This window comes from Actinomycetospora sp. NBRC 106375 (genome assembly GCF_030269665.1).
Lineage (GTDB): Bacteria > Actinomycetota > Actinomycetes > Mycobacteriales > Pseudonocardiaceae > Actinomycetospora.
On the sequence record NZ_BSTS01000011.1, the window covers coordinates 38,389 to 62,414 of the forward strand.

20 protein-coding genes and 2 tRNA genes are annotated in these 24,026 nt (G+C 75.3%); 11 read left to right on the forward strand and 11 right to left on the reverse strand.

The genetic code is table 11. The features are described from left to right. Positions 1–29: 29 nt before the first annotated feature. The 3 genes from QSK03_RS18960 to QSK03_RS18970 form a co-directional block, all read right to left on the reverse strand. A complete protein-coding gene (locus tag QSK03_RS18960; RefSeq protein ID WP_285655148.1) occupies positions 30–3,341 on the reverse strand; it encodes a bifunctional proline dehydrogenase/L-glutamate gamma-semialdehyde dehydrogenase in 3,312 nt (1,103 codons plus the stop codon). 81 nt (positions 3,342–3,422) lie between these two features. After that, a complete protein-coding gene (locus QSK03_RS18965) occupies positions 3,423–4,259 on the reverse strand; it encodes an ABC transporter permease (RefSeq protein WP_285655151.1) in 837 nt (278 codons plus the stop codon). Then, positions 4,256–5,230, reverse strand: a complete 975-nt coding sequence (locus QSK03_RS18970; RefSeq protein ID WP_285655154.1) for an ATP-binding cassette domain-containing protein — start codon at positions 5,228–5,230, stop codon at positions 4,256–4,258. Before QSK03_RS18970 ends, QSK03_RS18965 begins: the two co-directional genes overlap by 4 nt. A gap of 102 nt (positions 5,231–5,332) precedes the next feature. On the opposite strand from QSK03_RS18970, the gene QSK03_RS18975 reads away from it, so the two are divergent. Next, entirely contained in the window at positions 5,333–7,435 is a 2,103-nt protein-coding gene (locus QSK03_RS18975; RefSeq protein ID WP_285655157.1) for an ATP-dependent DNA helicase UvrD2, read from the forward strand. Between the two features lies 1 nt (position 7,436). On the opposite strand, the gene QSK03_RS18980 is transcribed toward QSK03_RS18975, so the two are convergent. Further along, the gene (locus tag QSK03_RS18980) at positions 7,437–7,703 is read right to left on the reverse strand and encodes a hypothetical protein (protein WP_285655160.1); all 267 of its coding nucleotides are present in this window, start codon (positions 7,701–7,703) and stop codon (positions 7,437–7,439) included. 500 nt (positions 7,704–8,203) lie between these two features. Between QSK03_RS18980 and QSK03_RS18985 the strand changes: the two genes are divergently transcribed. Next, entirely contained in the window at positions 8,204–8,512 is a 309-nt protein-coding gene (locus tag QSK03_RS18985; RefSeq protein WP_285655803.1) for a WhiB family transcriptional regulator, read from the forward strand. Positions 8,513–8,697: 185 nt separating this feature from the next. Here QSK03_RS18985 and QSK03_RS18990 read toward each other — a convergent pair whose 3' ends face one another. From QSK03_RS18990 to QSK03_RS19000, 3 genes are all read right to left on the reverse strand, one after another. Then, complete coding sequence (locus QSK03_RS18990) at positions 8,698–10,011, reverse strand: ABC1 kinase family protein (RefSeq protein ID WP_285655162.1); 1,314 nt, start codon at positions 10,009–10,011, stop codon at positions 8,698–8,700. Between the two features lie 37 nt (positions 10,012–10,048). Then, positions 10,049–10,363, reverse strand: coding sequence for a hypothetical protein (locus tag QSK03_RS18995; RefSeq protein ID WP_285655165.1), 315 nt, complete (start codon positions 10,361–10,363; stop codon positions 10,049–10,051). 120 nt (positions 10,364–10,483) lie between these two features. Further along, complete coding sequence (locus QSK03_RS19000) at positions 10,484–11,554, reverse strand: ThiF family adenylyltransferase (protein WP_285655167.1); 1,071 nt, start codon at positions 11,552–11,554, stop codon at positions 10,484–10,486. 53 nt (positions 11,555–11,607) lie between these two features. Here QSK03_RS19000 and QSK03_RS19005 point away from each other — a divergent pair, with 53 nt between their 5' ends. Further along, the gene (locus tag QSK03_RS19005; RefSeq protein WP_285655169.1) at positions 11,608–12,204 is read left to right on the forward strand and encodes a M48 family metallopeptidase; all 597 of its coding nucleotides are present in this window, start codon (positions 11,608–11,610) and stop codon (positions 12,202–12,204) included. Here the strand turns inward: QSK03_RS19005 and QSK03_RS19010 are convergent. Beyond that, positions 12,196–13,662 (reverse strand): zinc-dependent metalloprotease, encoded by a 1,467-nt coding sequence (locus tag QSK03_RS19010; RefSeq protein WP_285655171.1) that lies wholly within the window; start codon positions 13,660–13,662, stop codon positions 12,196–12,198. The genes QSK03_RS19005 and QSK03_RS19010 overlap by 9 nt on opposite strands. 139 nt (positions 13,663–13,801) lie before the next feature. Between QSK03_RS19010 and QSK03_RS19015 the strand changes: the two genes are divergently transcribed. The 4 genes from QSK03_RS19015 (at position 13,802) to QSK03_RS19030 (ending at position 18,390) form a co-directional block, all read left to right on the forward strand. After that, positions 13,802–14,845 carry a YlbL family protein gene (locus QSK03_RS19015; RefSeq protein WP_285655174.1) on the forward strand — a complete coding sequence of 348 codons (1,044 nt, stop codon included), beginning with the start codon at positions 13,802–13,804 and terminating at the stop codon, positions 14,843–14,845. Positions 14,846–15,018: 173 nt separating this feature from the next. Beyond that, complete coding sequence (locus QSK03_RS19020) at positions 15,019–18,051, forward strand: UPF0182 family membrane protein (RefSeq protein WP_285655177.1); 3,033 nt, start codon at positions 15,019–15,021, stop codon at positions 18,049–18,051. 127 nt (positions 18,052–18,178) lie between these two features. After that, positions 18,179–18,252 (forward strand) — tRNA-Met (locus QSK03_RS19025). 64 nt (positions 18,253–18,316) lie between these two features. Then, positions 18,317–18,390 (forward strand) — tRNA-Met (locus QSK03_RS19030). A 62-nt stretch (positions 18,391–18,452) separates the two neighbouring features. On the opposite strand, the gene QSK03_RS19035 is transcribed toward QSK03_RS19030, so the two are convergent. Both QSK03_RS19035 and QSK03_RS19040 read right to left on the reverse strand, forming a co-directional pair. After that, entirely contained in the window at positions 18,453–18,824 is a 372-nt protein-coding gene (locus QSK03_RS19035) for a DUF952 domain-containing protein (protein WP_285655180.1), read from the reverse strand. Between the two features lie 4 nt (positions 18,825–18,828). Further along, positions 18,829–19,344 carry a GNAT family N-acetyltransferase gene (locus tag QSK03_RS19040; RefSeq protein WP_285655183.1) on the reverse strand — a complete coding sequence of 172 codons (516 nt, stop codon included), beginning with the start codon at positions 19,342–19,344 and terminating at the stop codon, positions 18,829–18,831. Between the two features lie 184 nt (positions 19,345–19,528). On the opposite strand from QSK03_RS19040, the gene QSK03_RS19045 reads away from it, so the two are divergent. Together QSK03_RS19045 and QSK03_RS19050 are read left to right on the forward strand one after the other, a co-directional pair. Then, positions 19,529–19,837: a YggT family protein gene (locus tag QSK03_RS19045; RefSeq protein ID WP_285655188.1), complete on the forward strand. Its 309-nt coding sequence runs from the start codon at positions 19,529–19,531 to the stop codon at positions 19,835–19,837. Between the two features lie 113 nt (positions 19,838–19,950). Then, on the forward strand, positions 19,951–20,556 hold the full coding sequence (locus QSK03_RS19050; protein ID WP_285655190.1) for a class I SAM-dependent methyltransferase: 606 nt from the start codon (positions 19,951–19,953) through the stop codon (positions 20,554–20,556). Positions 20,557–20,587: 31 nt separating this feature from the next. Here QSK03_RS19050 and QSK03_RS19055 read toward each other — a convergent pair whose 3' ends face one another. Then, complete coding sequence (locus QSK03_RS19055; RefSeq protein WP_285655192.1) at positions 20,588–21,523, reverse strand: alpha/beta fold hydrolase; 936 nt, start codon at positions 21,521–21,523, stop codon at positions 20,588–20,590. A gap of 39 nt (positions 21,524–21,562) precedes the next feature. Here QSK03_RS19055 and QSK03_RS19060 point away from each other — a divergent pair, with 39 nt between their 5' ends. Next, the gene (locus tag QSK03_RS19060) at positions 21,563–22,777 is read left to right on the forward strand and encodes a glycoside hydrolase family 3 N-terminal domain-containing protein (protein ID WP_285655194.1); all 1,215 of its coding nucleotides are present in this window, start codon (positions 21,563–21,565) and stop codon (positions 22,775–22,777) included. A gap of 63 nt (positions 22,778–22,840) precedes the next feature. Then, positions 22,841–24,013 (forward strand): acyl-CoA dehydrogenase family protein, encoded by a 1,173-nt coding sequence (locus tag QSK03_RS19065; protein WP_285655196.1) that lies wholly within the window; start codon positions 22,841–22,843, stop codon positions 24,011–24,013. Positions 24,014–24,026: the final 13 nt, after the last annotated feature.

Genomic DNA, 24,026 nt, shown 5'->3' on the forward strand with positions numbered 1-24,026 from the left:
CCACGTGGGGTGCAACGCACCGATGACCTTCAGGCTTCCACGTGCCCGAACCGGTGACGGGTCACACTGATCGCCTGCTCCCGCAGCACGGTGAGCATCTCCCGGCGCCCGTCGGCCACCACGGGGGCCTCGACCAGCGACGCGCCGGCCGTCGCGGCCGCTCGCCGCAGCCATTCCGGGGGCGTCCCGACGACGCGCAGCCGCTCGGCCGGGCCCGGGGCGACATCGTCGGGCGCCGCCACCGTCACCGGGACGCCGGCGCACGCCGCGGCGAGCCGGACCCGCAGGACGTCGCGGTCGGCCGCGTCGGGTGCGACGACGAGACGCAGGGAGGGCAGCGGGCGGTAGCGGAACACGTTGGCCTCGACCCGCAGCCCCGTCGGGTCGTGCTCGACGGCGAACTCGTCGCGCCACGCCGCCGCGTCCGAGCCGGCCGCGGCGCGCAGCCACGCGAGGTCGTCGGCGCCGGTCGCCGGGGCGGCCGCGGCCAGCAGGTCGGCGACGGCGGGGGCGAGCGGCGCCGACGGCAGCGCGTCGACCGGCCCGTCGTGCCACGTCCCGAACTGGGCGACGTAGTTCGGCCCGCCCGGCTTCGCGCCCGGCCCCACGACGGAGCCCTTCCAGCCGCCGAAGGACTGGCGTTGGACGATCGCGCCGGTGATGTGCCGGTTGACGTAGGCGTTGCCGACCTCGACGGCGTCGCTCCACCGCGCGATCTCGTCGGGGTCGAGCGCGTGCAGGCCGCCGGTGAGCCCGTAGCCGGTGGCGTTCTGCAGCGCGATCGCCTCGTCGAGGTCCGCGGCGTGCATGAGCCCGAGGACCGGCCCGAAGCACTCGGTGCGGTGGAACCACGAGCCCGCCGCGACCGGTTCCTTCACCCCGGGCGACCAGCGTGTCCCGCCGAGGTGGCGCGGCTCGACGAGCCAGCGCTCGCCGCGGTCGAGGCGCGTGAGGGCCCGCGCGAGCTCGTCGCCCGGCGGACCGATCAGCGGCCCCATCGTCGTCGACGGGTCGCTGCCCGGGCCGACGCGCAGCGTCCGGACGGCGTCGGTGAGCTGGCGGTGGAACCGGGCGCCCGCCGCCGTTCGGGAGGAGCGCACCGAGCCGACCAGGATCGCCAGCGACGCCGCCGAGCACTTCTGCCCGGCGTGCCCGAAGGCCGAGCGGACCAGGTCGGCGACGGCGAGGTCCGGGTCCGCGCTCGGCGTGATCACCAGCGCGTTCTTGCCGCTCGTCTCGGCGACCAGACGCAGGTCGGGGCGCCACGACCGGAAGAGCGCCGCGGTCGACGACGCCCCGGTGAGCACGACGTGGTCGACCGACGGGTGGGTCACCAGCTGCCGCCCTGCGTCCCCCTCGTCGGTGTGCACGAGAGCCACGGCGTCGGCGGGGATCCCGCCGCGGTGCAGCGCCGCGACGCCGACCTCGGCGCAGGCGCGCACCTGCGGCGCCGGCTTGATCACCACCGACGCACCGGCCGCGAGCGCGGCGAGGCAGCCGCCGAGGGGGATGGCGATCGGGAAGTTCCACGGCGGGGTGACGACCACGACGCGGTCGGCGGTGAAGGGCGCGCCGTGGAGCTCGTCGGCCCGGTCCGCGTAGTAGGCCGCGAAGTCGATCGCCTCGGAGATCTCGGGGTCGGCCTCGGCGATGGTCTTGCCGGCCTCGCCGACCATCACCGTGAGCAGCTCACCGCGGGCGGCGGCGAGCGCCCGGGCCGCGTCGCGGAGCACGGCGGCGCGCTCGCCGGCCGGGCGGGCGCCCCAGGACGACGCCGCCGCGCGCTCGACCACGGCGTCGACGGCGCGGGGATCGGCGATCTCGGGGGTGCGCACGGGCGGGGCGGGCGTGCTGATCGCCGCCAGCGCCCACGCGCGGTGCTCGGGCAGCGAGGGGTCGGTGTCGGGCTCGTTGCGGAACGACCCGCCGATCGCCACCCGCTCCCGGGACCGGCGCGGCGCGGCGGGCACGGCGTCGCGGTCGCGCACCGAGGCCCGGAACCGGTCGACGTAGCTGCCCGGGCCCGCGTCGGAGAACAGCGCGTACAGGTAGTTCTCCGGCGACGCGTTCTCCTCGAGGCGCCGCACGAGGTAGGAGACGGCGGCGTCGAAGTCCTCGGCGTGGACCACCGGCGTGTAGAGCACGAGCTGCTCCCGCACGTCGCCCGACACGACCTTCGCCTGCGCCGGGGCCATGCCCTGCAGCATCTCGACGTCGATCTGGCGCTCGGCGCCACGGGCGGCGGCCAGCTCGACGGCCAGCGCGACGTGGTGGAGGTGGTGGCTCGCGACGCCGATCCGCAGCGCGTCGACGAGGTCGCCGCCGATCGCGTGGTCGAGCAACCGCACGTAGTTCGCGTCGACCTCGGCCTTCGTCGGGTACGGGGCCTGCGGCCAGTCGTGCAGCTCCGCGTCGACCTGCTCCATCGCGAGGTTCGCGCCCTTGACCAGCCGCACCTTGATCGGCGCCCCGCCCGCGGCGACGCGCGCCCGGGCGAACGCGGCCAGCTCGGTCAGCGCGCCCAGCGCGTCGGGCAGGTAGGCCTGGAGCACGATGCCCGCCGACATCCCGGTGAGCTCGGGGCGCGCCAGCAGCGTGGTGAACAGCGCGACGGTGAGGTCGAGGTCCTTGTACTCCTCCATGTCGAGGTTCACGAAGGTCCCGGTGTCGCGCGCGAGCGTGAACAGCGGCAGGAGCTTCTCGACAAGCCGGTCGCGGCTGCCCTCCAGGTCCCACGGCACGAGCTGGCTCGCCACCGACGACGCCTTCACCGAGACGTAGTCGACGTCGTCGCGGCGCATCAGGTCCGTGATCCGCCGCAGGCGCCGGTCGGCCTCGTCCTCGCCGAGCACGGCCTCGCCGAGCAGGTTGAGGTTGAGCCGGAAGCCCTCGTCGCGGGCCTGCTGCAGGCGCCGGGCGAGGTCGGGGCCGTCGGCGTCCACGATGAGGTGTCCCACCAGCGCCTTCATCCGCCGCCGCGCGAGGGGCACGACGGCCCGGGGCAGGCGCGGGGCGAGCACCCCGCCGGCGCGCAGCAGCAGGCGGTCGAGGCCGCGGACGAAGGCGGGGAGCTCCCCGCCGCGGCCCGCGAGCCGGGCGAGCTCCCGGGCCGCGACACTCTGGTCGGCGGGCCGGGCGACGCGGTCGACGAAGCGCAGCGTGAAGTCGACGCCCGCCGGGTCGTGCATCAGCGCGGCGAGCTGGGCCGACGGGCCGCTCTCGGTGCCCGCCGCGCCCGCGCGCGCCCAGCGATCGGCGCGGGCGACGGCACGCTCGACGAGGTCGTCGGGGATCCCGCCGGTCCCGCCGGGCGACGTGCCGGGCGCGAGCTGCTCGGTCATGCCCCCATCGTGCTCCGGCCCGGCGCCGGCGTCCCGTCCGTCCCGTTCCGGGCCTCCGTTCGCCGACCCAGGACCCGCGCCTCAGACCCGCGTGCGCAGCGCCCAGACCGCGAGGGGCCCGAACACCGCCGCGAACGCGGCACCCCACAGCAGCGTCGCGATCGCGTTGGCCGCCACCGGCCCGCCGACGAGCAGGCCGCGCAGGGCGTCGGCCATGCGCGACACGGGGTTGATCGACACCCAGGCCTGCAGCCAGCCGGGCATCGTCTGGGTCGGCGCGAAGGCGTTGCTCGCGAACGTCAGCGGGAAGAGCACGGTGAACCCGTAGATCTGCACCTTCTCCGGGTCGCGCGCGAGCACCCCGAGCAGCACCGACGTCCACGAGAACGCCAGCGTGAACGCCACGAGCAGCCCGAAGGCCCCGAGCACCGCGAGCGGGCTCGTCGTGATGCGGAAGCCGAGCACCACCCCGACCACGAGCAGCACGACCAGCGACCACAACTGGCGCAGGACGTCGCCGAGGATGCGCCCGGACAGCGGCGCGGACCGGGCGATCGGCAGGCTGCGGAACCGGTCGAACGTGCCCTTCTGCAGGTCGGTCGCCAGCCCCGTCGCCGTGTAGATCGTGAGGAACAGCGCGTTCTGCGCGATGAGCCCGCCCAGCGAGAACTGCAGGTAGGCGTCGGTGGAGCCGCCGATCGCGCCGCCGAACACGAACGTGAACAGCAGCACGAACATGATCGGCTGGATCGACAGGTCGAGCAGCTCGGAGGGGTTGTGCTTGATCTGGACGATGCTCCGCCAGGCCATGGTGACCGACTGGCTCGCCCACTGGGCGGGCGTCGCGCGCCGGGACGCCGGCGGGGACGGAGCGGGGGCGGTGGCCGGATCGCGGGGCACCGTGCGGTCGAGGGTCACGCGGTCTCCCGGACGTCGGTCTGGTCGGCGGTCGCCACGTCCACGGCGCGATGGCCGGTCAGAGCGAGGAACACCTCGTCGAGCGTGGCGCGGCGCAGCGTGAGCTCGGCGAGCCGCACGCCGACGTAGTCGAGGCGGCGCACGACCGCGGGCATGAGCGCCTCGTCGGCGGCCGGGACGGCGACCGTGCCGTGCTCGACCGTCGGCGTCGCGCCGGCCAGCTCGCCCGCCACGCGCCGCACCACCTCCAGCTGCTCGCCGTGCGCGGGACGCATCTGCAGGACCGCGGCTCCCGCGCGGGCCTTGAGCTCGTCGGGCGTGCCCGTCGCGACCACCGTGCCGCGGTCGATGACGACGATGTCGTCGGCGAGCTGGTCGGCCTCGTCGAGGTACTGCGTGGTCAGCAGCACCGTCACCCCGCCGCCGACCAGCGAGCGCACCATGTCCCACAGCTCGTTGCGGCTCGCCGGGTCGAGCCCCGTGGTCGGCTCGTCGAGGAACAGGATGCGCGGGCGGCCCACCAGCGACGCCGCGAGGTCGAGACGCCGGCGCATGCCCCCCGAGTAGGTGCGCGCCGCACGCCCGGCCGCGTCGGTGAGCCCGAACTGCTCGAGCAGCTCGGCGGCCCGGGCGCGCGCGGCGGGCCGGGGCTGCCCGAGCAGGCGGGCGATGAGCACGAGGTTCTCGGTGCCCGTGAGCGCCTCGTCGACCCCCGCGTACTGACCGGTGAGCCCGATGAGCGAGCGCACGCGGTGCGGCTCGGTGACGACGTCGTAGCCGCCCACCGTCGCCCGGCCCTCGTCGGGCGCGAGCAGCGTGGCGAGCACCCGCGTCGCCGTGGTCTTGCCGGCGCCGTTGGGCCCCAGCACGCCGAGGACCGTGCCCTCGGCGGCCGCGAGGCTCGCCCCCGCGAGGGCGGTGGTGGCGCCGAAGCGCTTGACGAGACCGTCGGCCTCGATGGCTGGTGGCACGTCCTCCACCGTTCCACGGGGGTCCGACAGCGTCATGGAGATTTCGGACCTTCCGGCCCCGTCCGCGCCACGGCCGTCGGGCCGGGTTGAGACGATGGGGGCGTGGGTGGTGACGCGACGACCGGGCTCGACCCCGAGCAGACCCAGGCCGTCCTCGCGCCGCGCGGCCCGGTCTGCGTGCTCGCGGGCGCGGGCACAGGCAAGACCCGCACGATCACCCGCCGCATCGCCCACCTCGTCTCGGCCGGGCACGTCTCGTCGGGGCAGGTCCTGGCCGTGACGTTCACCGCGCGGGCGGCGGGGGAGATGCGCACGCGGCTGCGGGATCTCGGCGTGGGCGGCCCGGGGCAGCCGCCGGTCCAGGCGCGCACCTTCCACGCGGCCGCCCTGCGCCAGCTGCGGTACTTCTGGCCGCGCGTGGTGGGCGGGGCGCCGTGGGAGGTGCTCGAGGGCAAGCTGCGCATCGTCGGGCAGGCGGCCCAGCGGGCGGGCGCCCCGACCACGCGCGAGTCCCTGCGCGACCTCGCCGGCGAGATCGAGTGGGCCAAGGCCTCGCTGGTGCCGCCGGACGACTACCCGGCCGCGGCCGGGCGGGCGGCGCGCGACGTGCCGGCCCCGGTCGAGCAGGTCGCCGCGGTCTACGAGACCTACGAGACGCTGAAGAACCGCGCCGAGCTGCTCGACTTCGACGACCTCCTGCTCCACACCGCGGCCGCGCTCGAGGAGCACCCGGAGGTCGCGCACGAGTTCCACGAGCGGTACCGCTGCTTCGTCGTCGACGAGTTCCAGGACGTCACCCCGGCCCAGCACCGGCTGCTCGCGGCGTGGCTCGGCGGGCGCGACGACCTCACCGTCGTCGGCGACGCCAACCAGACCATCTACTCGTTCGCCGGGGCGAGCCCGTCGTACCTGCTCGAGTTCCCCCGGGTGTTCGCCGAGGCCACCGTCGTGCGACTGGTGCGCGACTACCGCTCCACCCCGCAGGTGGTCGCGGCCGCCAACACCGTCATCGGGGCGGCGCGGGGCCGCGCGGCCGGGTCGCGGCTGCGCCTCGAGGGCCAGCGCCCGCCCGGCCCGGCGCCCGACTTCGCCGAGCACGACGACGAGCCCGCCGAGGCCACCGCCGTCGCGGCGGCGATCCGCGAGCTGGTCGACGACGGGGTGCCGCCGGCCGAGATCGCGGTGCTCTACCGGGTCAACGCGCAGTCCGAGGTCTACGAGCAGGCGCTCGGCGACGCCGGCATCGCCTACCAGGTGCGCGGGGGCGAGCGGTTCTTCCAGCGCACCGAGGTCCGCACCGCCGTCGCCGCCCTGCGCACCGCGGCGACGCGCGCGCCGGAGGACGCGCGGGGCGAGGGCATGGTCTCGCTCGTGCGCGCGGTACTCGGCGAGCAGGGGCTGACCGACGCCCCGCCCGCCGGTGCGGCCGGGCAGGGCGCGGCCCGCCAGCGCTGGGAGTCGCTGCGCGCGCTCGCCGAGCTCGCCGAGGAGCTCGTCGCGTCGGTGCCCGACGCGGGCCTCGAGGTCTTCCTCGCCGAGCTCACCGCCCGCGCCCAGGCCCAGCACCCGCCGACAGTGCAGGGCGTCACGCTCGCGTCGCTGCACGCCGCGAAGGGCCTCGAGTGGGACGCCGTGTTCCTCGTCGGGCTGACCGACGGGACGCTGCCGATCCAGCACGCCGAGGGCGACGACGACGCGATCGAGGAGGAGCGGCGCCTGTTCTACGTCGGCGTCACCCGCGCGCGCGTGCACCTGCGGATGTCGTGGGCCCTGTCGCGCAACGCGGGCGGGCGACGCTCGCGGCGGCGCAGCCGCTTCCTCTACGGCCTCGTCCCCGACGAGCACCCGGCCGCGCGCGTGCCCACCGGCGGCCAACAGAACGGCGGCGCGAAGGGCAAGGCGGTGTGCCGGCTGTGCGGCAAGCCGCTGCCCGACGCCGCGTCCGCCAAGCTCGGCCGCTGCAGCAGCCACCCCGTCGACGTCGACGAGTCCCTGCTCGACGCGCTGAAGGCCTGGCGCTCCGCGGAGGCGAAGTCGCGCTCGGTGCCCGCCTACGTCGTGTTCACCGACGCCACCCTCATCGCCCTCGCCGAGCAGCGCCCGCACGACCCCTCGGGCCTCGTCGCCATCCCCGGCATCGGGTCGTCGAAGCTCGAGCGCTACGGCACCGAGGTCCTCACGCTGCTGCGGGAGCACGCCTCGTAGGTCACGGGGGTGCGCCCTCCTTCCCCGAGATCAGGGGTGCGCTGTGCACCGCGCGGTGCGCCCGCAGGTGGATGAGGTGCTCGTGATCTCCTGGTGCCGCCGCGGCACCGGGTCCCGCCGCCGCGAGCCGCATCGCCCGCAGCCCGACGCCGCTGTCGATCACGCGCGACGTGCCGCTCGCGGCTCGGGTGGCCGACGCACCGCGGTCGTCCGTGTCCGGTGCGAAGATCTTGAAGAAAACTTCCGGAAAATACGTTGCCCTGCTCATCGGGACGGTCCTACGGTCGATCACACACCGGCGCACGAGGCTGCCGGTCGGGCGGTTCGCCGCCACGTGGTGACGCAGGAAGGGGGCTCGTGACGATGGACATCGTGACTCTCGCGGGCACCGGTCGCCACGTCGGAAGCTGGCGCTCGTACGTCGCCGTGACGCCGTTGGTCGGCGTCGCCACGTGCGAGCCGCAGGGGCAGCAGGTCGAGATGCCGCGCCCCCGCATCCGCCGGCGCGATCAGCGCGATCTCCCGACCTTCCGTCCGCAGCGACCGTCCGCGCCCTCGCGGTGGGGGACCTGACACCAGGCCCACCACCAGCACCTCGAGGCCGCGGACCCGCACCAGGGACCGCGGCCTTCGTCGTTTCCGAGCACTGTCCGGACACGACTCCGCGGCTCCCGGCCCCCGCCGAACCGTCACCGGAGGTAGACCGTGTCCCCCGCCGGACTCGCCGCCGCACCGACCATCCCCGAGACCGGACCCGAGACCCCCGACATCGACCTGTTCGACGCGCTCACCGTCGTGGACGACCTGCCGTGCCGGCGGGCGGAGGAGGACCTCTGGTTCTCCGACCTGCCCGCCGACCTCGAGCGGGCCAAGGCCCTCTGCGGTGACTGCCCGGTCCGGCGCGCCTGCCTGTCCGGCGCGCTGGAGCGCCGCGAGTACTGCGGCGTGTGGGGCGGGGAGATCCTCGACCGGGGCGCGGTGATCGCCCGCAAGCGGCCCCGGGGCCGGCCCTCGAAGGCCGACCTCGCCCGCGACGCCGAGATCGCCGCGGCCCGGGCGGCCGCCGGGGTCGCCTGACGATCCCGCCCCGCCGGGCCCGGGTCGGTGGAGCGAGGGCGTCCTTCGCTGCGTGCCACGCAGCGAGGGCGTCCCTCGCTCCGTCACCCCGCGCCCGGCCCGAGACCCCCGTGCGAGGGGGAGAGGGGGGCCCGGTGCGCCTCGGGGGCGCACCGGGCCCCGCAGGAGAACGCAGGAGAACCGGGTCAGAGGGCGAAGCCCGGCTGCCACTCCTCGAAGACCGCGCGCATCGGGACCTCGGCGTCGAGCTGGCACAGCACCGCCACCGACGCCAGCGTCACCCGGTGCACGAGCAAGTACTGCGGCGGCAGGTTGAGACCGCGCCCGGTGGTGAACTCGGGACGCCGCAGGTCGCCGAGCCGCTCGGCCTGCCCGCGCAGCCACGCGCGCGTGAAGTGGAACTTCTCGGTGCGCAGCGGGTCGGTCAGCGGCCCCAGGTAGGCCATCGCCTCGTCGGGGCCCATGTCGACGCCGGGCAGCACGAAGTTGAGCTCGCGCAGCAGCTTCAGCAGGTCGTCGGCGCGGTCCTCGACCGCCAGCCGCAGCATGTGCCCGAGCTCCTCGGGGAGCCCGTCGGGCAGGCGCGCGACGGCACCGAAGTCGATCACGCACAGCCGCCCGTCGGGCAGGATCTGGAAGTTGCCGGGGTGCGGGTCGGCGTGCAGCAGCCCGACGCGTGCCGGCGAGGAGAAGTGGAACCTCGAGAGCAGCAGGCCCACGCGGTCGCGCTCCTCGGGCTCGCCGGCGCGGATGACCGCCGACAGCGGCGTGCCGGTGACCCACTCGGTGACCATCGCCCGCGGCGCGGACGCGACGACCCGGGGGACCACGACGTGCGGGTCGCCCTCGTACGCCGTCGCGAACGCCCGCTGCGCGTCGGCCTCGTCGCGGTAGTCCAGCTCCTCGGCCATGCGGTCGCGCAGCTCGGTGAGCAGCGGCTTGATCTCCATGCCCGGCACGAGCGGCTGCACCATGCGGCTGAACCGCTGGAGCTGGCGCAGGTCGGCCATGACGGCCTCGTCGGCCCCGGGGTACTGCACCTTGACCGCGACGTCCCGCCCGTCCTGCCAGACCGCACGGTGGACCTGACCGATGCTCGCCGAGGCCGCCGGGGTGTCGTCGAACTCGCGGAAGCGGTCGCGCCACCCGCGGCCGAACTGCTCGGCGAGCACGCGGTGGGTGCGCGCCGCGGGCATCGGGGGCGCAGCGGTCTGCAGCTTCGTCAGCGCCTCGCGGTAGGGCTCGGCCAGCTCGGGCGGCACCGCGGCCTCGAACACCGACAGCGCCTGGCCGAACTTCATGGCCCCGCCCTTGAGCTCACCGAGCACCGCGAAGAGCTGCTCCGCGCCGCGGCGCGCGACGTCGGCCGAGATCTGACCCTGGTCGCCCCCGGCGAGCCGCCGGCCCCATCCCGCGGCGGTGCGGGAGGCGAAACCCAGTGGCAGCGAGGCCAGCCGCGCCGACCGTTGGACCGACCGGCGGGGGATGTCATCGGTCACGCGGCCATTCTCCCCTCTCGACGCGGCAAGGGCGCGATCAGGGGCGGCCGGACGGGGCCGCCGGCACCGCCGCGGGAGCGTCCGCGGGGACCTCCCCGGTGAGGTCCGCGGTGAGCTCCAGCCACCGGCGGCGGTCGAGCAGGAGGTCGATCTCCGAGCGGAACAGCGCGACGAGCGCGGGGAAGCGGGGGGAGGCGAGCTCCAGCCGGCGGCACAGGTTCGCGAGGTGCGCGTCGACCGCCGCGAGGTCGGGGCAGCGGTAGGTGGCGCTCTCCGCCCCGAAGACGGTCGTCAGCGGGTCGTGGCCGCTGGTGTCGATCGGGTGGGCGGAGGGGAAGGTGGTCGTGCTCATCGCGGTCTCCTTCGAGCGTGTGCCCCTGGCCGAGGAGTACCCCCCGCCCCACCGCGGCGCTGCCGGGTGTGACGCGCGTCCACCCGCGCGGTGCCGGGCGGTGCCGCCCGCGCGACGGGGTCACGCCGCTCCGACCGTCGGCGTGACCTGCGACCCCGCGGGCGACGGCAGGAGTCGCGCGGGGGCGGATCGCCCGGACGGCCCGAGGCGCACGTCACAGCCGCAGTCCGGATGGCGGCGCGCCGGCGTCCGGCCGCGCGTGCCGTCGGCGGCCAGGGTGAGCGTCGCGCCCCACGCCGCGGCGACGCCGGCGGGATCGAGCACCGCGAGGACCTCGGCGACGGCGAGCGCCGCGGTCGCCGCGGCGAGCGCCACGGGCTGCGCCGGCGACCGCCGCCCGGCGAGCTCGGCGGCGAGGCGCGGCCACGCCGGGTCCTCCGCGGTGCGCACCAGGTCCTGGCAGTGCAGGCAGGGTGTCCGCCCGGGCACGACCAGCGGTCCCACCGTGCCGACGCCGGCGGCGAGCGCCACCGGGAGGTGGGCGCGGCCGGCGAGCACGAGGCGCGTCGCGGCCACGGGATCGGGCCGGTCGGCGTCGGCGAGGACGACGAGGTCCGCACGGGCGGTCAGCCAGCGGCGCGCCGAGGGCGCGCGGGGTGCCCGCGATCCCGGCGCGACACGGGCCACGGCGTCGGGGATCGCGAGACCGGCGGGCCTGCCGACGTCGTCCGCGACGAGACCGGTACCGAGGTCGGCGCCGCGCACCGTGCCCTCGGCCTCGACGAGCACCCGCCCGACGCCGGCCGTCGCGAGCAGGCACGCCACCGCGACCGCCACCCGCCCCGCACCCCGCACCACCACCCGGCGCCCGGCGAGGGCGTCGGGCTCGTCGCCGGCCGCCAGCAGCCCGGCGGCCCGGAGACGGTCGAGCACGCCGCGCGCGACGCCCGGCGACGCGCCGGCCGCGGCCGCGTCGGCCACGACCCGCGCCACCGGACGGGAGCCGTCGAGCGCCTCGACCATCCGGGCGAGCGGGGGCGTCAGGCCGTCGACGACGAGGGCGTGGGCGGGGTCGGCGCCGAACTGGAGCGTGCCGGGGGCGCGGTGCAGCGGCGGGAGGCGCAGCCGCGGGAGGTCGGGCAGCGGCGCGGCGACGGGGGACGGGGGAGCGGTGGCGGGAGCTGGGAGCACACCTGGTTCGACGCAGCGGAGCGGCCGCAGGATCCGCCTCCTAGGCTTCGGATGTGCCCGAGTCCCGTCCGGAGGTCGAGGTCCGTCGCAGCGCGCGGCGCAAGCGCACCGTCGACGCGCATCGCGAGGGCGCGACGGTCGTGGTGAACATCCCGGCGTCGATGTCCCGGGCGCAGGAGCGGCACTGGGTCGAGGAGATGCTGCGCCGCCTCGAACGCGCCGACGCCCGCCGGCGTCCGGGCCGCCAGGCCGGCGACGCCGACCTCGTCGAGCGCGCCGGGCAGCTCGCGGCCGCCCACCTCGACCCGATCGCCCCCGACGGCGCGTGGCCGCGGCCGGCGTCGGTGCGCTGGACGCGGCCGATGCGCACGCGCTGGGCGTCGTGCACCCCCGCCGACGGGACCATCCGGGTCAGCGAGCGGCTGCGCGACGTGCCCGGCTGGGTGCTCGACCACGTGCTCGTGCACGAGCTGGTGCACCTGCGCGAGCCGTCCCACGGGCCGGCCTTCCGCGCCGCGGAGGCCAGCTACCCGCGCAGCGAGCGGGCGATCGGCTACCTGGAGGGGCTCTCCGCCGGCGCCGGGCTGGCGATCGGCGGGACGGACGAGGGCGCCGACGACGGCACCGGGGACGACGAGACGTCAGGCTGAGGGGCCCGTGCTCCCGTCGCCGTCCTCGGGGGACTCGGAGGTCTCCGGCTTCTCCGACCTCGCCTCCTGCTCGGCCTTCATCTCGGCCTCGAGGCGGGCCAGCGGGTCGTCGAGGTCGGTGAAGCTCTCGCCCTGACCCTGCTCGCCGTCGCCGCCCTCGACCGAGCGCCGGCGCCCGATGAAGGCCGACGGGTCGTCGAGGTCGTCGGCGGTCGGGATGAGATCCGGGTGCGCCCAGACGGCGTCGCGGTCGGAGATGCCGCGCTCGGTGGTGAGCCGGCGCCACAGGTCGCCGGCCTCGCGCAGGCGTCGCGGCCGCAGCTCGAGCCCGACGAGCGTGGCGAAGGTCTGCTCCGCGGGCCCGCCGGACGCGCGGCGTCGGCGCAGCGTCTCGCCGAGGGCCTGCGCGCCGGGCAGGCGGTCGCCCACCGCGTCGGTGACGACGACGTCGACCCAGCCCTCGACGAGCGCGAGCAGGGTCTCGAGCCGGCGGAGCGCGGCCTTCTGCGAGTCGGTGGTCTGCGGCTCGAACATCCCGGAGCTCATGAGCTCCTGCAGGGACGCCGGGTTGGTCGGGTCGACCTCGCGGGCGAGCTCCTCCATCCGGGAGGTGTCGACCTGGATGCCGTGGGCGAACTCCTCGACGGTGGCGAGCAGGCGCTGCCGCAGCCAGGGGACGTGCCCGAACAGCCGCTGGTAGGCGGCCTCGCGGGCGGCGAGGAAGACGAGCACCTCGCCGGCCGGGCGGTCGAGGCCCTCGGTGAACGTGGCGATGGCGCCCGGCAGGAGCGCCGCGGTGCCCTCGGGGCCGAGCGGGAGCCCGACGTCGGAGGACGTGAGGACCTCCTGCGCCAGCTGCGACAGGCCCTGCCCGAGCTGCGAGCCGAACGCCATGCCGCCGACCTGGGAGATCATGCCGAGCATGGGCCCGGCCATCTGGCGGGCCTCGTCGGGCAGGCCCTCGACCCAGGCGCCGGCGACCCGCTGGGCCACGGGGTCGCACAGGCGCTGCCAGGTCGGCATCGTCGTGTCGATCCACTGCGCGGGCGACCACACGGCGACCTGCGAGGCCCCCGAGGGCAGCGTCGTGGCGTCCTCGAGCCACAGCTCGGCGAGGCGCACCGACTCCTCGGCCGCCCGCTGCTGCTCGCTCGTCGGCGCCGTGCGTCCGGTCGCCGGGAGCTGCTGGTGCGCCATCTGCGAGGCCAGCTTGTAGTTCACCGGGCCCTCGGCGCCGGGCCCGGACGACTGCGACAGCATCTGCCCGAGCTGCGTGAGCATCTGCCCGAGCTGGCCCATGTCGAAGCCGCCCGCGCCCCCGGCGCCGCCCGGCATGCCCCCCATGCCGGGCAGGCCGAAGCCGAAGTTGCCGCCCTGGCCGCCGGTGCCGCCGGACCCGGAGCGGCCGGACTCGTCGTCGGGGTCGGACGGCCCGAAGCCGAAGGGCAGGTCACTCATGGTCCCGACGGTACGCGGCCGCTGCGCTGATCGGGGCCGCCGAGCGCCGCGGGCGGCATGCTCACGGCGAACACCCGGACTCCTCCCAGGAACCCGCCCCGCACGGCGGGCACACGGGCGATCACTACCCTGTCCGGCCGTGACCCGGTTGCGCGCGACGCTGGCGCTCGGACTCGTGCTCGCCGGCGTCCTCGGTCTCCTGGGCGCCACGGTGCGGGTGCCGTTCGTGGCGCTCGGCGACGGCCCGACGTTCGACGTGCTCGGCACCGGCCAGGACGGGCGCACCGTCGTGGACATCAGCGGACCCGCGCCCGTGTTCCCGACGACGGGCCAGCTGCGGATGACCACGGTGGCGGTGACCACCCAGGTGACGCTGTTCGGCGCGATGGCGATGTGGGCGTCGGGGAACCAGCAGGTGCTCCCGCGCGAGTCCGTCTACCCGCCGGGGCGCTCGAGCGAGCAGGTCGACCAGGAGAACACCCGGCAGTTCGCCCAGTCGGAGACCGACGCGGAGGCCGCGGCGCTGCGCTACCTCGGCTACCCGACCGCCGTGCAGGTCGGCTCGGTGCTCGACGACTCGCCGTCGGCGGGGCGCCTCGCCCCGGGCGACCGGATCGTCGCGGTCAACGGCCGCCCGGTCACCACGCCGCAGGAGGTCGTCGACGCGCTCGCGCCCACCCGGCCCGGGCAGACCGTGACGGTGACCGTCGAGCGCGGCCCGCTCGGCGCCCCGGGCCCGCCGACCGACGTCACGATCGTCGCCGCGCCGCGGCCCGACGGCGATCCGCGCGGGTTCCTCGGCGTCACGCCGACCAACATCGTCGACTCGCCGGTGGACGTGCGGATCAGCCTCGGCGACATCGGCGGCCCGTCCGCGGGCCTGGTCTTCGCGTCGGCGATCGTCGACAAGCTGACGCCCGGCGACCTCACCGGCGGGCACGTCGTCGCGGGCACCGGCACCATCGACGCCACCGGCCGTGTGGGGGACATCGGCGGCATCCGCTTCAAGATGGACGCCGCGCGTCACGACGGAGCGCAGGTGTTCCTCGTGCCCGCCGGCAACTGCGCCGAGGCCAAGGGCGACGCGCCGGACGGCCTCCAGCTCGCCCGTGTCGGCACCCTCGCCGAGGGCATCGCCGCACTGCAGGCGGTCCACGACGGGCGCACGCCCACGCCCTGCTGACCGCCGTGCCGACGCACCCGCCGCGCCGTGACCCCCTGCCGGAGCAGGGCGTCAGCGGATCCGGACATGCGGACCACGGCGACCCCACACCGTGTTCGTAGAGTGGCGGTCGCACGCGTGCCCCGGGCACCCGTGTCCGGCCCCCGATCTGGCAAGTCCTGGAGTGTGACCCCGTGGCCAACCGGCCCCCGACGGCGACCCCCCAGCTGTCGCGACGGACGAAGACGCTGCTGATCGTCGGCGCGGTGGCGCTCGTGGTGCTGCTCGGCGGGGCGCGGCTGGTCGACGTCTACGTCGACTGGGCCTGGTTCGGCGAGGTCGGCTTCCGGGGCGTCTTCACGACGATCCTGTGGACCCGGGTGCTGCAGTTCGTCGTCGCCGCGGTGCTCATGGGCGGGCTGCTCGCGCTCAACCTCGTCATCGCCTACCGGGTGCGCCCGGTGTTCGTGCCCGTGGCCGGCACGACGGCCGAGGACCCCGTCGCCCGCTACCGCACGGTCGTGCTCGCGCGGCCACGCTGGTTCGCGATCGGCATCCCGGCGGTGGTCGCGCTCATCGCCGGGCTCTCCGCGCAGGCCGACTGGCAGACCGTCCAGACGTTCCTGCACTCGGTGCCCTTCGGCGTGCAGGACCCCGTCTTCGGCCACGACATCTCGTTCTACGTGTTCCAGCTGCCCTTCTACCGGTGGCTGCTGAGCTGGCTGTTCGTCGCGACCGCGGTGAGCTTCGTGGCCGCGCTCGTCGCCCACTACCTCTTCGGTGGCATCCGGCTGGCAGGGCGCAGCGGCGCCGTCGCGCCCGCGGCGCGCGCCCATCTCGCCGTGCTGGCCGGGACGTTCGTGCTGTTCAAGGCCGTCGCCTACTTCTTCGACCGCTACGAACTGCTCTTCTCCGACCGCAAGGCCGCCGAGGGCGGCGCCAACTTCTTCGGCGCCACCTACACCGACCTCAACGCGGCGATGCCGGCCAAGCTCATCCTGCTGATCATCGCGGTGATCTGCGCCGCGGCGTTCTTCTCGGCCGTGGTGCTGCGCAACCTGCAGATCCCGGCGATCGCGCTCGCCCTGCTCGTGCTCTCCAGCGTGCTGGTCGGGGCGGCGTGGCCCGCGGTGCTCGAGCAGTTCTCGGTGCGGCCGAACGCGATCGACCGCGAGGCCGAGTCGATCTCGCGCAACATCGACGCGACCCGGCAGGCGTTCAACCTCGGCAACGTCACGACGGTGCCCTACGCCCCGCAGGTCGCCACGGCGGCGGGCAACGCCGCGGTGCCGCCTCAGGACGTGGCCAACAGCCAGGCGACGCTGAACAACATCCGCATCCAGGACCCGTCGCGGCTCAACCGCACCTTCGCCGTCCAGCAGCAGCTGACGAACTTCTACTCGTTCTCGCCGCTGCTCGACATCGACCGCTACACGGTCAACAACCAGCGCCAGGACTTCGTGCTCGCGGCCCGCGAGATCAACCCGGACGCTCTGATCGGCAACCAGCAGGACTGGATCAACCGCCACCTCGTCTACACCCACGGCCAGGGCCTCGTGTCGGCCCCGGCCGACCGCGTCAACGTGCCCAGCAACGCCGAGGCCAGCCAGGGGGGTCTGCCGGCGTTCGAGGTCAGCGACTCGAGCAACCCCGGTCCGTTCAACCTGAGCCCCGACGGCGCGCGCATCTACTACGGCGAGTTCCTCGGCGGGGCCGACGACTACGCGATCGTCGGCGGCAACCCGGGCTCGACCCCGGGCGAGTACGACGGGCCCGGGCGCCCGGCGTCGGCCTACAACGGCCCCGGCGGCGTGTCGCTGGGCAACTGGGCGTCCCGTCTGGTCTTCGCCGCTGCCTACGGCGAGCGGAACATCCTGTTCAACGGCTCGATCGGCTCCGACTCGCGGATCATGTACAACCGCACGCCGGTCGACCGCGTCGAGAAGGTCGCGCCCTGGCTGCGCACCGACGTCGACCCGTACCCCGCGGTCGTCGACGGCCGCCTGCAGTGGATCGTCGACGGCTACACGACCCTGCCGCGCTACCCCTACGCGCAGCAGGTCGACCTCGGGCAGGCCACCGACGACTCGCTGCGGCCCGCCTCCGCGGCCGGCTCGGTGGGCTACATGCGCAACTCGGTCAAGGCGACCGTCGACGCCTACAGCGGCGAGGTGAAGCTGTACGCGGTCGACGAGCAGGACCCCGTGCTGAAGACCTGGATGGGCGTCTTCCCGGGCGTCGTGCAGCCGTCGGCGGACATCCCGCCGAGCCTGCGGTCGCACTTCCGCTACCCGGAGGACATCTTCAAGGTCCAGCGCGACCTGCTGACGCGCTACCACGTCGAGAACCCGCGGGACTTCTTCTCCACCCAGAACTTCTGGACCGTCCCGGAGGACCCGACCCGCGAGGCCAACGCGGCGATCCCGCCGTACTACCTGCTCGCCGGGGACCCGCGTCCGGGCGCGCCGCCGGACACGCAGTTCCAGATGACGAGCACGCTGCTGGCGCTGTCGCGGCCGAACCTCTCGGCGTACCTGTCGGTGAGCTCGGAGCCGGAGAACTACGGCCAGATGACCGTGCTCGAGCTCCCGGCACAGCTCACCGGCGACCAACGCGGGCCGCAGGGTCCGCAGCAGGTCCAGGCCGAGCTGCTGACCAGCCAGTCGGTCAACGGCGGGCTGTTCACGCTGCGGCAGTCCGGCACGCCGGTCCAGGTGCAGTACGGCAACCTGCTCACGCTGCCCGTGGCGGGCGGTCTGCTCTACGTGGAGCCGATCTACGTCGAGCGGAACGCGCAGACCTCGTTCCCGCAGCTGTTCGGCGTGATCGCCCGCTTCAACAACGGCGACATCGGCTACGCGCCCACGCTGCAGGGCGCGCTGCAGGCCGCGTTCCAGGGCGTCCCGCTGCCGCCGGGGCTCACCGTGCCGGGGCTGGGCACGGCCCAGCAGTCGCCGACGCCCCAGCCGGGGGCGAACACCGGCGGCGGTCCGCTGCCGGCCGGGACGCCGGGGCAGACGCTGAGCCCGCAGCTCACCGAGGCCATCACGGCGATGAACGACGCGCTCGACCGGCTCGGGACGGCGCAGGCGGCCCGGGACTTCCGGGGGATCGGGGACGCCGAGGCCGCGCTCGACGCCGCCATCGCGCAGTTCCGCTCGGCGACGGGCGCCGCGCCGTCGACGCCGACGACGCCCGCGGGGGCGGCGGCCGGGACGGGCAACTGACCGGCAGGGAGACGAAGCGGAGCCGGAGCTCGACCATCGGGCTCGACGGGGGGTGGCGAGCCACCGCGACCCACCCCCCGTCCCGGACCCCCGCGGGCCGAGTTGTAGAGTTACGGACACAACGCAGCGCGGGGTGGAGCAGCTCGGTAGCTCGCTGGGCTCATAACCCAGAGGTCACAGGTTCGAATCCTGTCCCCGCTACGACACCGGCGCCGGAGTGATCCGGCCGTCGGGATCCCCCGGCCCAGGGCGACGGGCCACCCGACGCGGGGTGGAGCAGCTCGGTAGCTCGCTGGGCTCATAACCCAGAGGTCACAGGTTCGAATCCTGTCCCCGCTACGCGCGAGACGGCCCCCGGGACCACGGTCCCGGGGGCCGTCGTCGTGTGGGGGAGAGAACCGTCAGCCCGCGATCTCCGGCGGCGGTCGGAACGTCCCGTCCGGCTGCGGCACCAGCGGGTGCACGGCCACGACGGCGTCCAGGGGCAGCGGGCCGTAGACGTGGGGGAACCACGGCCCCCGCGGGTCCTCGCCGCCCTGCGGGCCGACACCGGGCTCCCAGCGCACCGCCACCCCGAGCGCGGCGAGGCGGTCGGTGTCGACGGCGAGCACGACGACGTCGGTGCGCCCGGGGAAGAGGTACCCCGCGGGCAGGTGCACCGTGCCCGGATCCGAGCAGTGCACGAACCCGACCTCGTCGAGCGACGGCGGCCGGCGCGCCCCGTCGGCGCGGGCGGCCTCCAGCTGGGCGGCCGTGCAGAGGTGCAGGATCACCTGCTCACCCCACCGGGACGGTCGGACGGCTCGGGCGATGGGCCTCCCAGCGCCACACCCGCCCCCGTTTCCCGGACTCGTCGCGTCGCCGCGACTGCACGCGCACGAGGCCCGTCGCCGTCAGCACGCTCGCTGCCGGGGCGCGTTCGGGCAGGGTGTGGGCCACCACGGTCTGCACGTCGGGGTCCGCGAACGCCTTCGCCACGAGCGCGCGGGTCATGGCCGTCGCCCAGCCGCGGCCCTCGAACGGCGGGAACGTCCAGAACGCGATCTCCACCCGGCCGGCGCGGACGGGCCCTTGGAACCCGCAGGTGCCGACGACCTGGTGGTCGCGCGGGTCGACCGCGAAGAACGTCCGGGGCTGCTTCGGGGTCGTCGCCGGCCCCGGGCAGGCCGGCGTCTCGGCCTCGGACCGCAGGACGGCGTCGACCAGCGGTTCGACACCCAGGGTGCGGACCGCGGCCAGCCCGGGGGAACCGGGGCCCGTCAGCCGTTCGTCGACGGGCACCAGGACGACCACGTCTCCTCCTTCGGCGATTCCCGGCAGCGACCGCCGACCGTAGCCAATCCGGGGTCCGGGCGGGAGCCGACGCACCCACCGCGGCGCCGAGACCCGTGTGACGTGCCCGGACCGTCCCGCCGCGTCCCGTCCTGCCCGGTCCCTGCGTGCCGGTCCCGCCGGCGGATGAGGCACTCTGGAGCGCATGGACGCGGTGTGGCTCGTGGTGTACTACGCGCTCTTCCTGTTGTGGCTCTTCGTGGTCGGCCGGCTCGTCGTGGAGATCGTGCGCAGCTTCGCCAGGGACTGGCGGCCCGCCGGGGCCACGGCCGCCGGGCTCGAGGTGCTGTTCATGGTCACCGACCCGCCGGTCAAGCTGCTGCGGCGGCTCATCCCGGCGGTCCGGATCGGCAACATCAGCCTCGACCTGTCGATCATGATCCTGCTGCTCGTGACGTTCATCCTCATGCGGGTCGTCGACGGCCTCATCGAGTCGCCGTTCCGGGTCGGCTGAGCCGCCCCGTTCCGCGTCGGCGCAGGCGCGCCGCCCCCGGGAGGGTGTGGCGCTCTGCGCACCCCGGGCTCCCGGGTGGGCGTCGGCCCCGTGGAGCTGCCACTGTGTCCATCGTGAGTCCCGTCCGCGACTTCATGACCTTCGTGACCTCGGCCGTGCGTGCCCCGGCCGTCATCGGAGCGGTGGCCCCCAGCGGGAGGGCCCTGTCCGACCTCCTGGCCTCGGTGGCGCCCGCCGAGGGCCACCCGGTGGTCGTCGAGCTCGGCCCCGGCACCGGCGTGGTCAGCGCGGCCCTGCGCCGGCGCCTGCCCGAGGGCGCGCGGCACCTCGCCGTCGAGATCGACCCCGGCATGGTCGAGCACCTGCGGCGCACCCGCCCGTGGCTCGAGGTCCTCCAGGGTGACGCGGCTGACCTGCAGAAGCTGCTCGCGGACGTCGGGGTCGACCGCGTCGACGCCGCCATCAGCGGGCTGCCGTGGACGTTGTTCCCAGAGTCGGCGCAGCGCGGCATCATCGAGCAGGTCACCCGGGTGCTCGCCCCGGGTGCGCCGTTCACGACGTTCGCCTACAGCCACGTCACGCGCTTCCCCACCCAGCGCCGCTTCCGCGCCGTGCTGGAGCAGGAGTTCGCCGAGGTGACCGTCACCCCGACGGTGTGGCGCAACCTGCCGCCGGCGCTGGCCTACCAGTGCCGGCACCCGCGCGCCGACAGGCCATAGCCCTCAGCCCCGAGCCCTCAGCGCCGAGCCCTCAGCCCCGTGACGCGACCCGGGGGCCGATGGACCCCACGTCCAGCTCGGCGGGCGCGGAGGTGTCGCAGAAGTCCGTGAGCAGCGCGGCGAACCGCTCCGGCTCGTCGCAGTGCGGGAAGTGCCCCGCGCCGCCGAAGAGCTCGAGACGGGCGTGGGGGACGAGCGTGGCGGCCCGGTGGGCGTGGCCCACGGGGATGACCGGGTCGCGCTCACCCCAGACGATCATGGTCGGCAGGCCCTCGGTGAGGTAGAGCCGCTCGGTGCCGCTGACCCGCTGCCCGCGCGGGCCGATGACGGCGCGGACGGTGTCGACGAACGCGTCCAGGTGCGCCCGCTCGGTCAGCGACGCCGCGTGGCGCGCGGTCTCGCGCAGCGACACGGCCTCGTCGCCGAAGGACGGCAGGGCGGCGGCGAGGCGCAGCGCACCCGCTCCGAGGCCGAGCAGCCCGGCGGAGGCGAGCGCCGGGAGCACCCACTCCGCGCCCGGCAGCGACGCCGCCCGCAGCAGCGGGCTCACCCCGCGGCCGAGCCCGCCCGAGGAGACGAGCACGAGCCGGGTGCACATCTCGGGGAACTGGTACGCGAACTGCATCGCGACGCCGCCGCCGAGCGAGTGCCCGACCACGGTGACCCGGCGGTGCCCCAGCACGGAGAGCAGGTCGCGCAGCCCGTTGGCGTAGGCGCCGAGCGAGAAGTCGCCGCCCATGCCGGCCGACTCGCCGTGCCCGAGCAGCTCGGGAGCCAGGAGCAACCGGTCGCAGCCGGTGCGCTCGTAGGACCGCAGCACGGGGTCCCAGGTCTCGGCGCTGCCCGCGATGCCGTGGACGAGGACGACGACCTCGGGATCGCCGTCCCCCGCCGTCGTGTCGGGGCACGCCTCGACGTAGGACATCCGGGCGCCGTGCAGCGTGCGGGTCTGGCGGGTGGCGGTCATCGCGGACCATCCTCGCCCCTCCGGCACAATCACGCCCCGATGCCCGCCGCCCGCCGCGCTCTCCTCGCCGTCGCCGTCCTCGTCGCCGTCGCCGCCCTCGGTGCCTGCGGGCAGCAGCCGCCGCCGCCGGCGCCGGCCCCGACCACCGGCCCGGCCGACGCCGGGGGCCCGAGCGCCCGCTCCGCGACCCCGCCCGGGCAGCCGCCGGCCGACCCCGCCGCGGCGTGCGTGGACCGGGTGGTGGCCGGGTTCGACGCCCGGGGACGCGCCGCCCAGCTGATCATGGCCGGGGTGCCGGCGGACGGGCTCACCGCGGCCGGGCGGACGGCGCTGGCCGAGGGCGCGGGCGGGGTGATCCTCACCGACGCCGCCGGTGGCGAGGCCTCGGCGACCCAGGTGACCGCGACCGTGCGGGAGATCCAGCAGACCGCGCGCATCCCGGTCACCATCGCCGTCGACCAGGAGGGCGGCCGCGTCCAGGACCTCGCGGGCGAGGGCTTCAGCCGCATCCCGCCGGCCGTCACCCAGGGACGCGACGTCGGCGGGCTGCGCACCGACGCCCGCGACTGGGCCCGCGAGATGGCCTCGGCCGGCGTCACCCTCGATCTCGCGCCGGTCGCGGACGTCGTCGACCCGGACCTCGGCCAGGCCAACGAGCCGGTCGGGGCGCTCGGCCGGGGCTTCGGCACCGACCCCGCGCGGGTCGGCGACGCGGTGTCGGCCTTCGTCGGCGGGATGGGCGAGGGCGGCGTCGGGACGACGCTCAAGCACTTCCCGGGCCTGGGCAAGGTCCGCGAGAACACCGACTTCGCCGGCGCCACCGACCGCGCCACGACCGTCGACGACCCCGCGCTGGCCTCGTTCCGCGCCGGGATCGCGGCGGGCGCGCCCGCGGTGATGATGTCCTCGGCGATCTACGCGCGGATCGACCCCGACAACCGGGCGCTGTTCTCCCGGGCGGTGATCACCGACCTCCTGCGGGGCCGCCTGGGCTTCCGGGGCGTCGTGACCACCGACGACGTCGGGGCGGCGGCCGCGGTGAGCGACGTGCCGGTCGGGCAGCGGGCGGTGCGGTTCGTCGAGGCCGGCGGTGACCAGGTGCTCACCATCAAGCCGTCCGACGTCGCGCCGATGGTCGACGCGCTGACCGCCGAGGCCGACCGCGACCCGGCCTTCGCCGGGCGGCTCGAGGAGAGCGCGCGGCGCATCCTGACGCTGAAGTCCGACCGGGGCCTCGTGCGCTGCCGGCCCTGACGTGATTACCGACCGGTAGTCCGGCCCTGCGGAGTCGCGGGGGCTTCTGCCAGAGTGGCGCCCGTGGACCTGAGCTACACCGCCGAGGAGGAGCAGTTCCGCACCGAGCTGCGGACCTGGCTCGCGGCCAACATCCCGCAGGAGTGGACGCAGCCGGGCTTCTGGCGCTCCCTCGACGACGCCGAGTCGTTCCGGCTGCGCCGCGACTGGGAGGCGTCCAAGACGGCCGCGGGCTTCTCCGGCATCGAGTGGCCGACCGAGTACGGCGGCCGTGGCGGCACGCCGGGCATGAAGGCCATCTACGACGAGGAGATGGTCCGGGCCCGCGCCCCGCAGACGGTCAACGTGCTGGGGCTGACGTTCCTCGCCCCGACGATCATGGCGATCGGCACGCCCGAGCAGAAGGCCGAGATCATCGGGCCGATGCTGCGCAACGAGGTGATCTGGTGCCAGGGCTTCTCCGAGCCCGGCGCCGGCTCCGACCTCGCGGCGGTGTCCACCCGCGGCGTGCGCGACGGCGACGACTACGTCGTCAACGGCCAGAAGATCTGGACCACCAACGCCGTGCACGGCGACAAGATCTTCACGATCGTGCGCACCGAGCCGGGCTCCGAGCGGCACAAGGGCCTGTCGATGATGCTGATCGACATGGACCAGCCGGGCGTCGAGGCCCGCCCGCTCAAACAGATGAGCGGGGCCAGCGAGTTCGGCGAGGTGTTCTTCACCGACGCCCGTGTCCCCGCGAAGGACTGTCTCGGCGAGATCGGGCAGGGCTGGCGCACCGCGATGCTGCTGCTCTCCTTCGAGCGCGGCGCGTCCGGCGTCGGCCAGTACACCGAGTTCCGCCGCCAGTACGACGAGATCGTCGAGCAGGCCAAGCACTTCGGGCGCTCGGACGACCCGGTGGCCCGCCAGAAGCTGACCGCGTGCCTGGTCGAGCTGGAGTGCCTGCGCTACCACGCGATGCACATCCTCACCCAGGTCGAGCAGGGCCGTGACCTCGGCTCCGAGTCGTCGATGACGAAGCTGCAGTGGTCGGAGACCTTCCAGGACCTCTGGGAGGCGTTCGACGACGTCCTCGGCCCGGAGGCCTCGCTCGCCGCGCCCCGGCCCGACGTCGACCTCACGCCGTACCAGGCGCAGGCCATGTGGTCGCGGTCGGTGACCATCTGGGGCGGCTCGTCCCAGGTCCAGCGCAACATCGTCGCCGAGCGCGTGCTCGGCCTGCCGCGGTAGACACCGCAGAGGA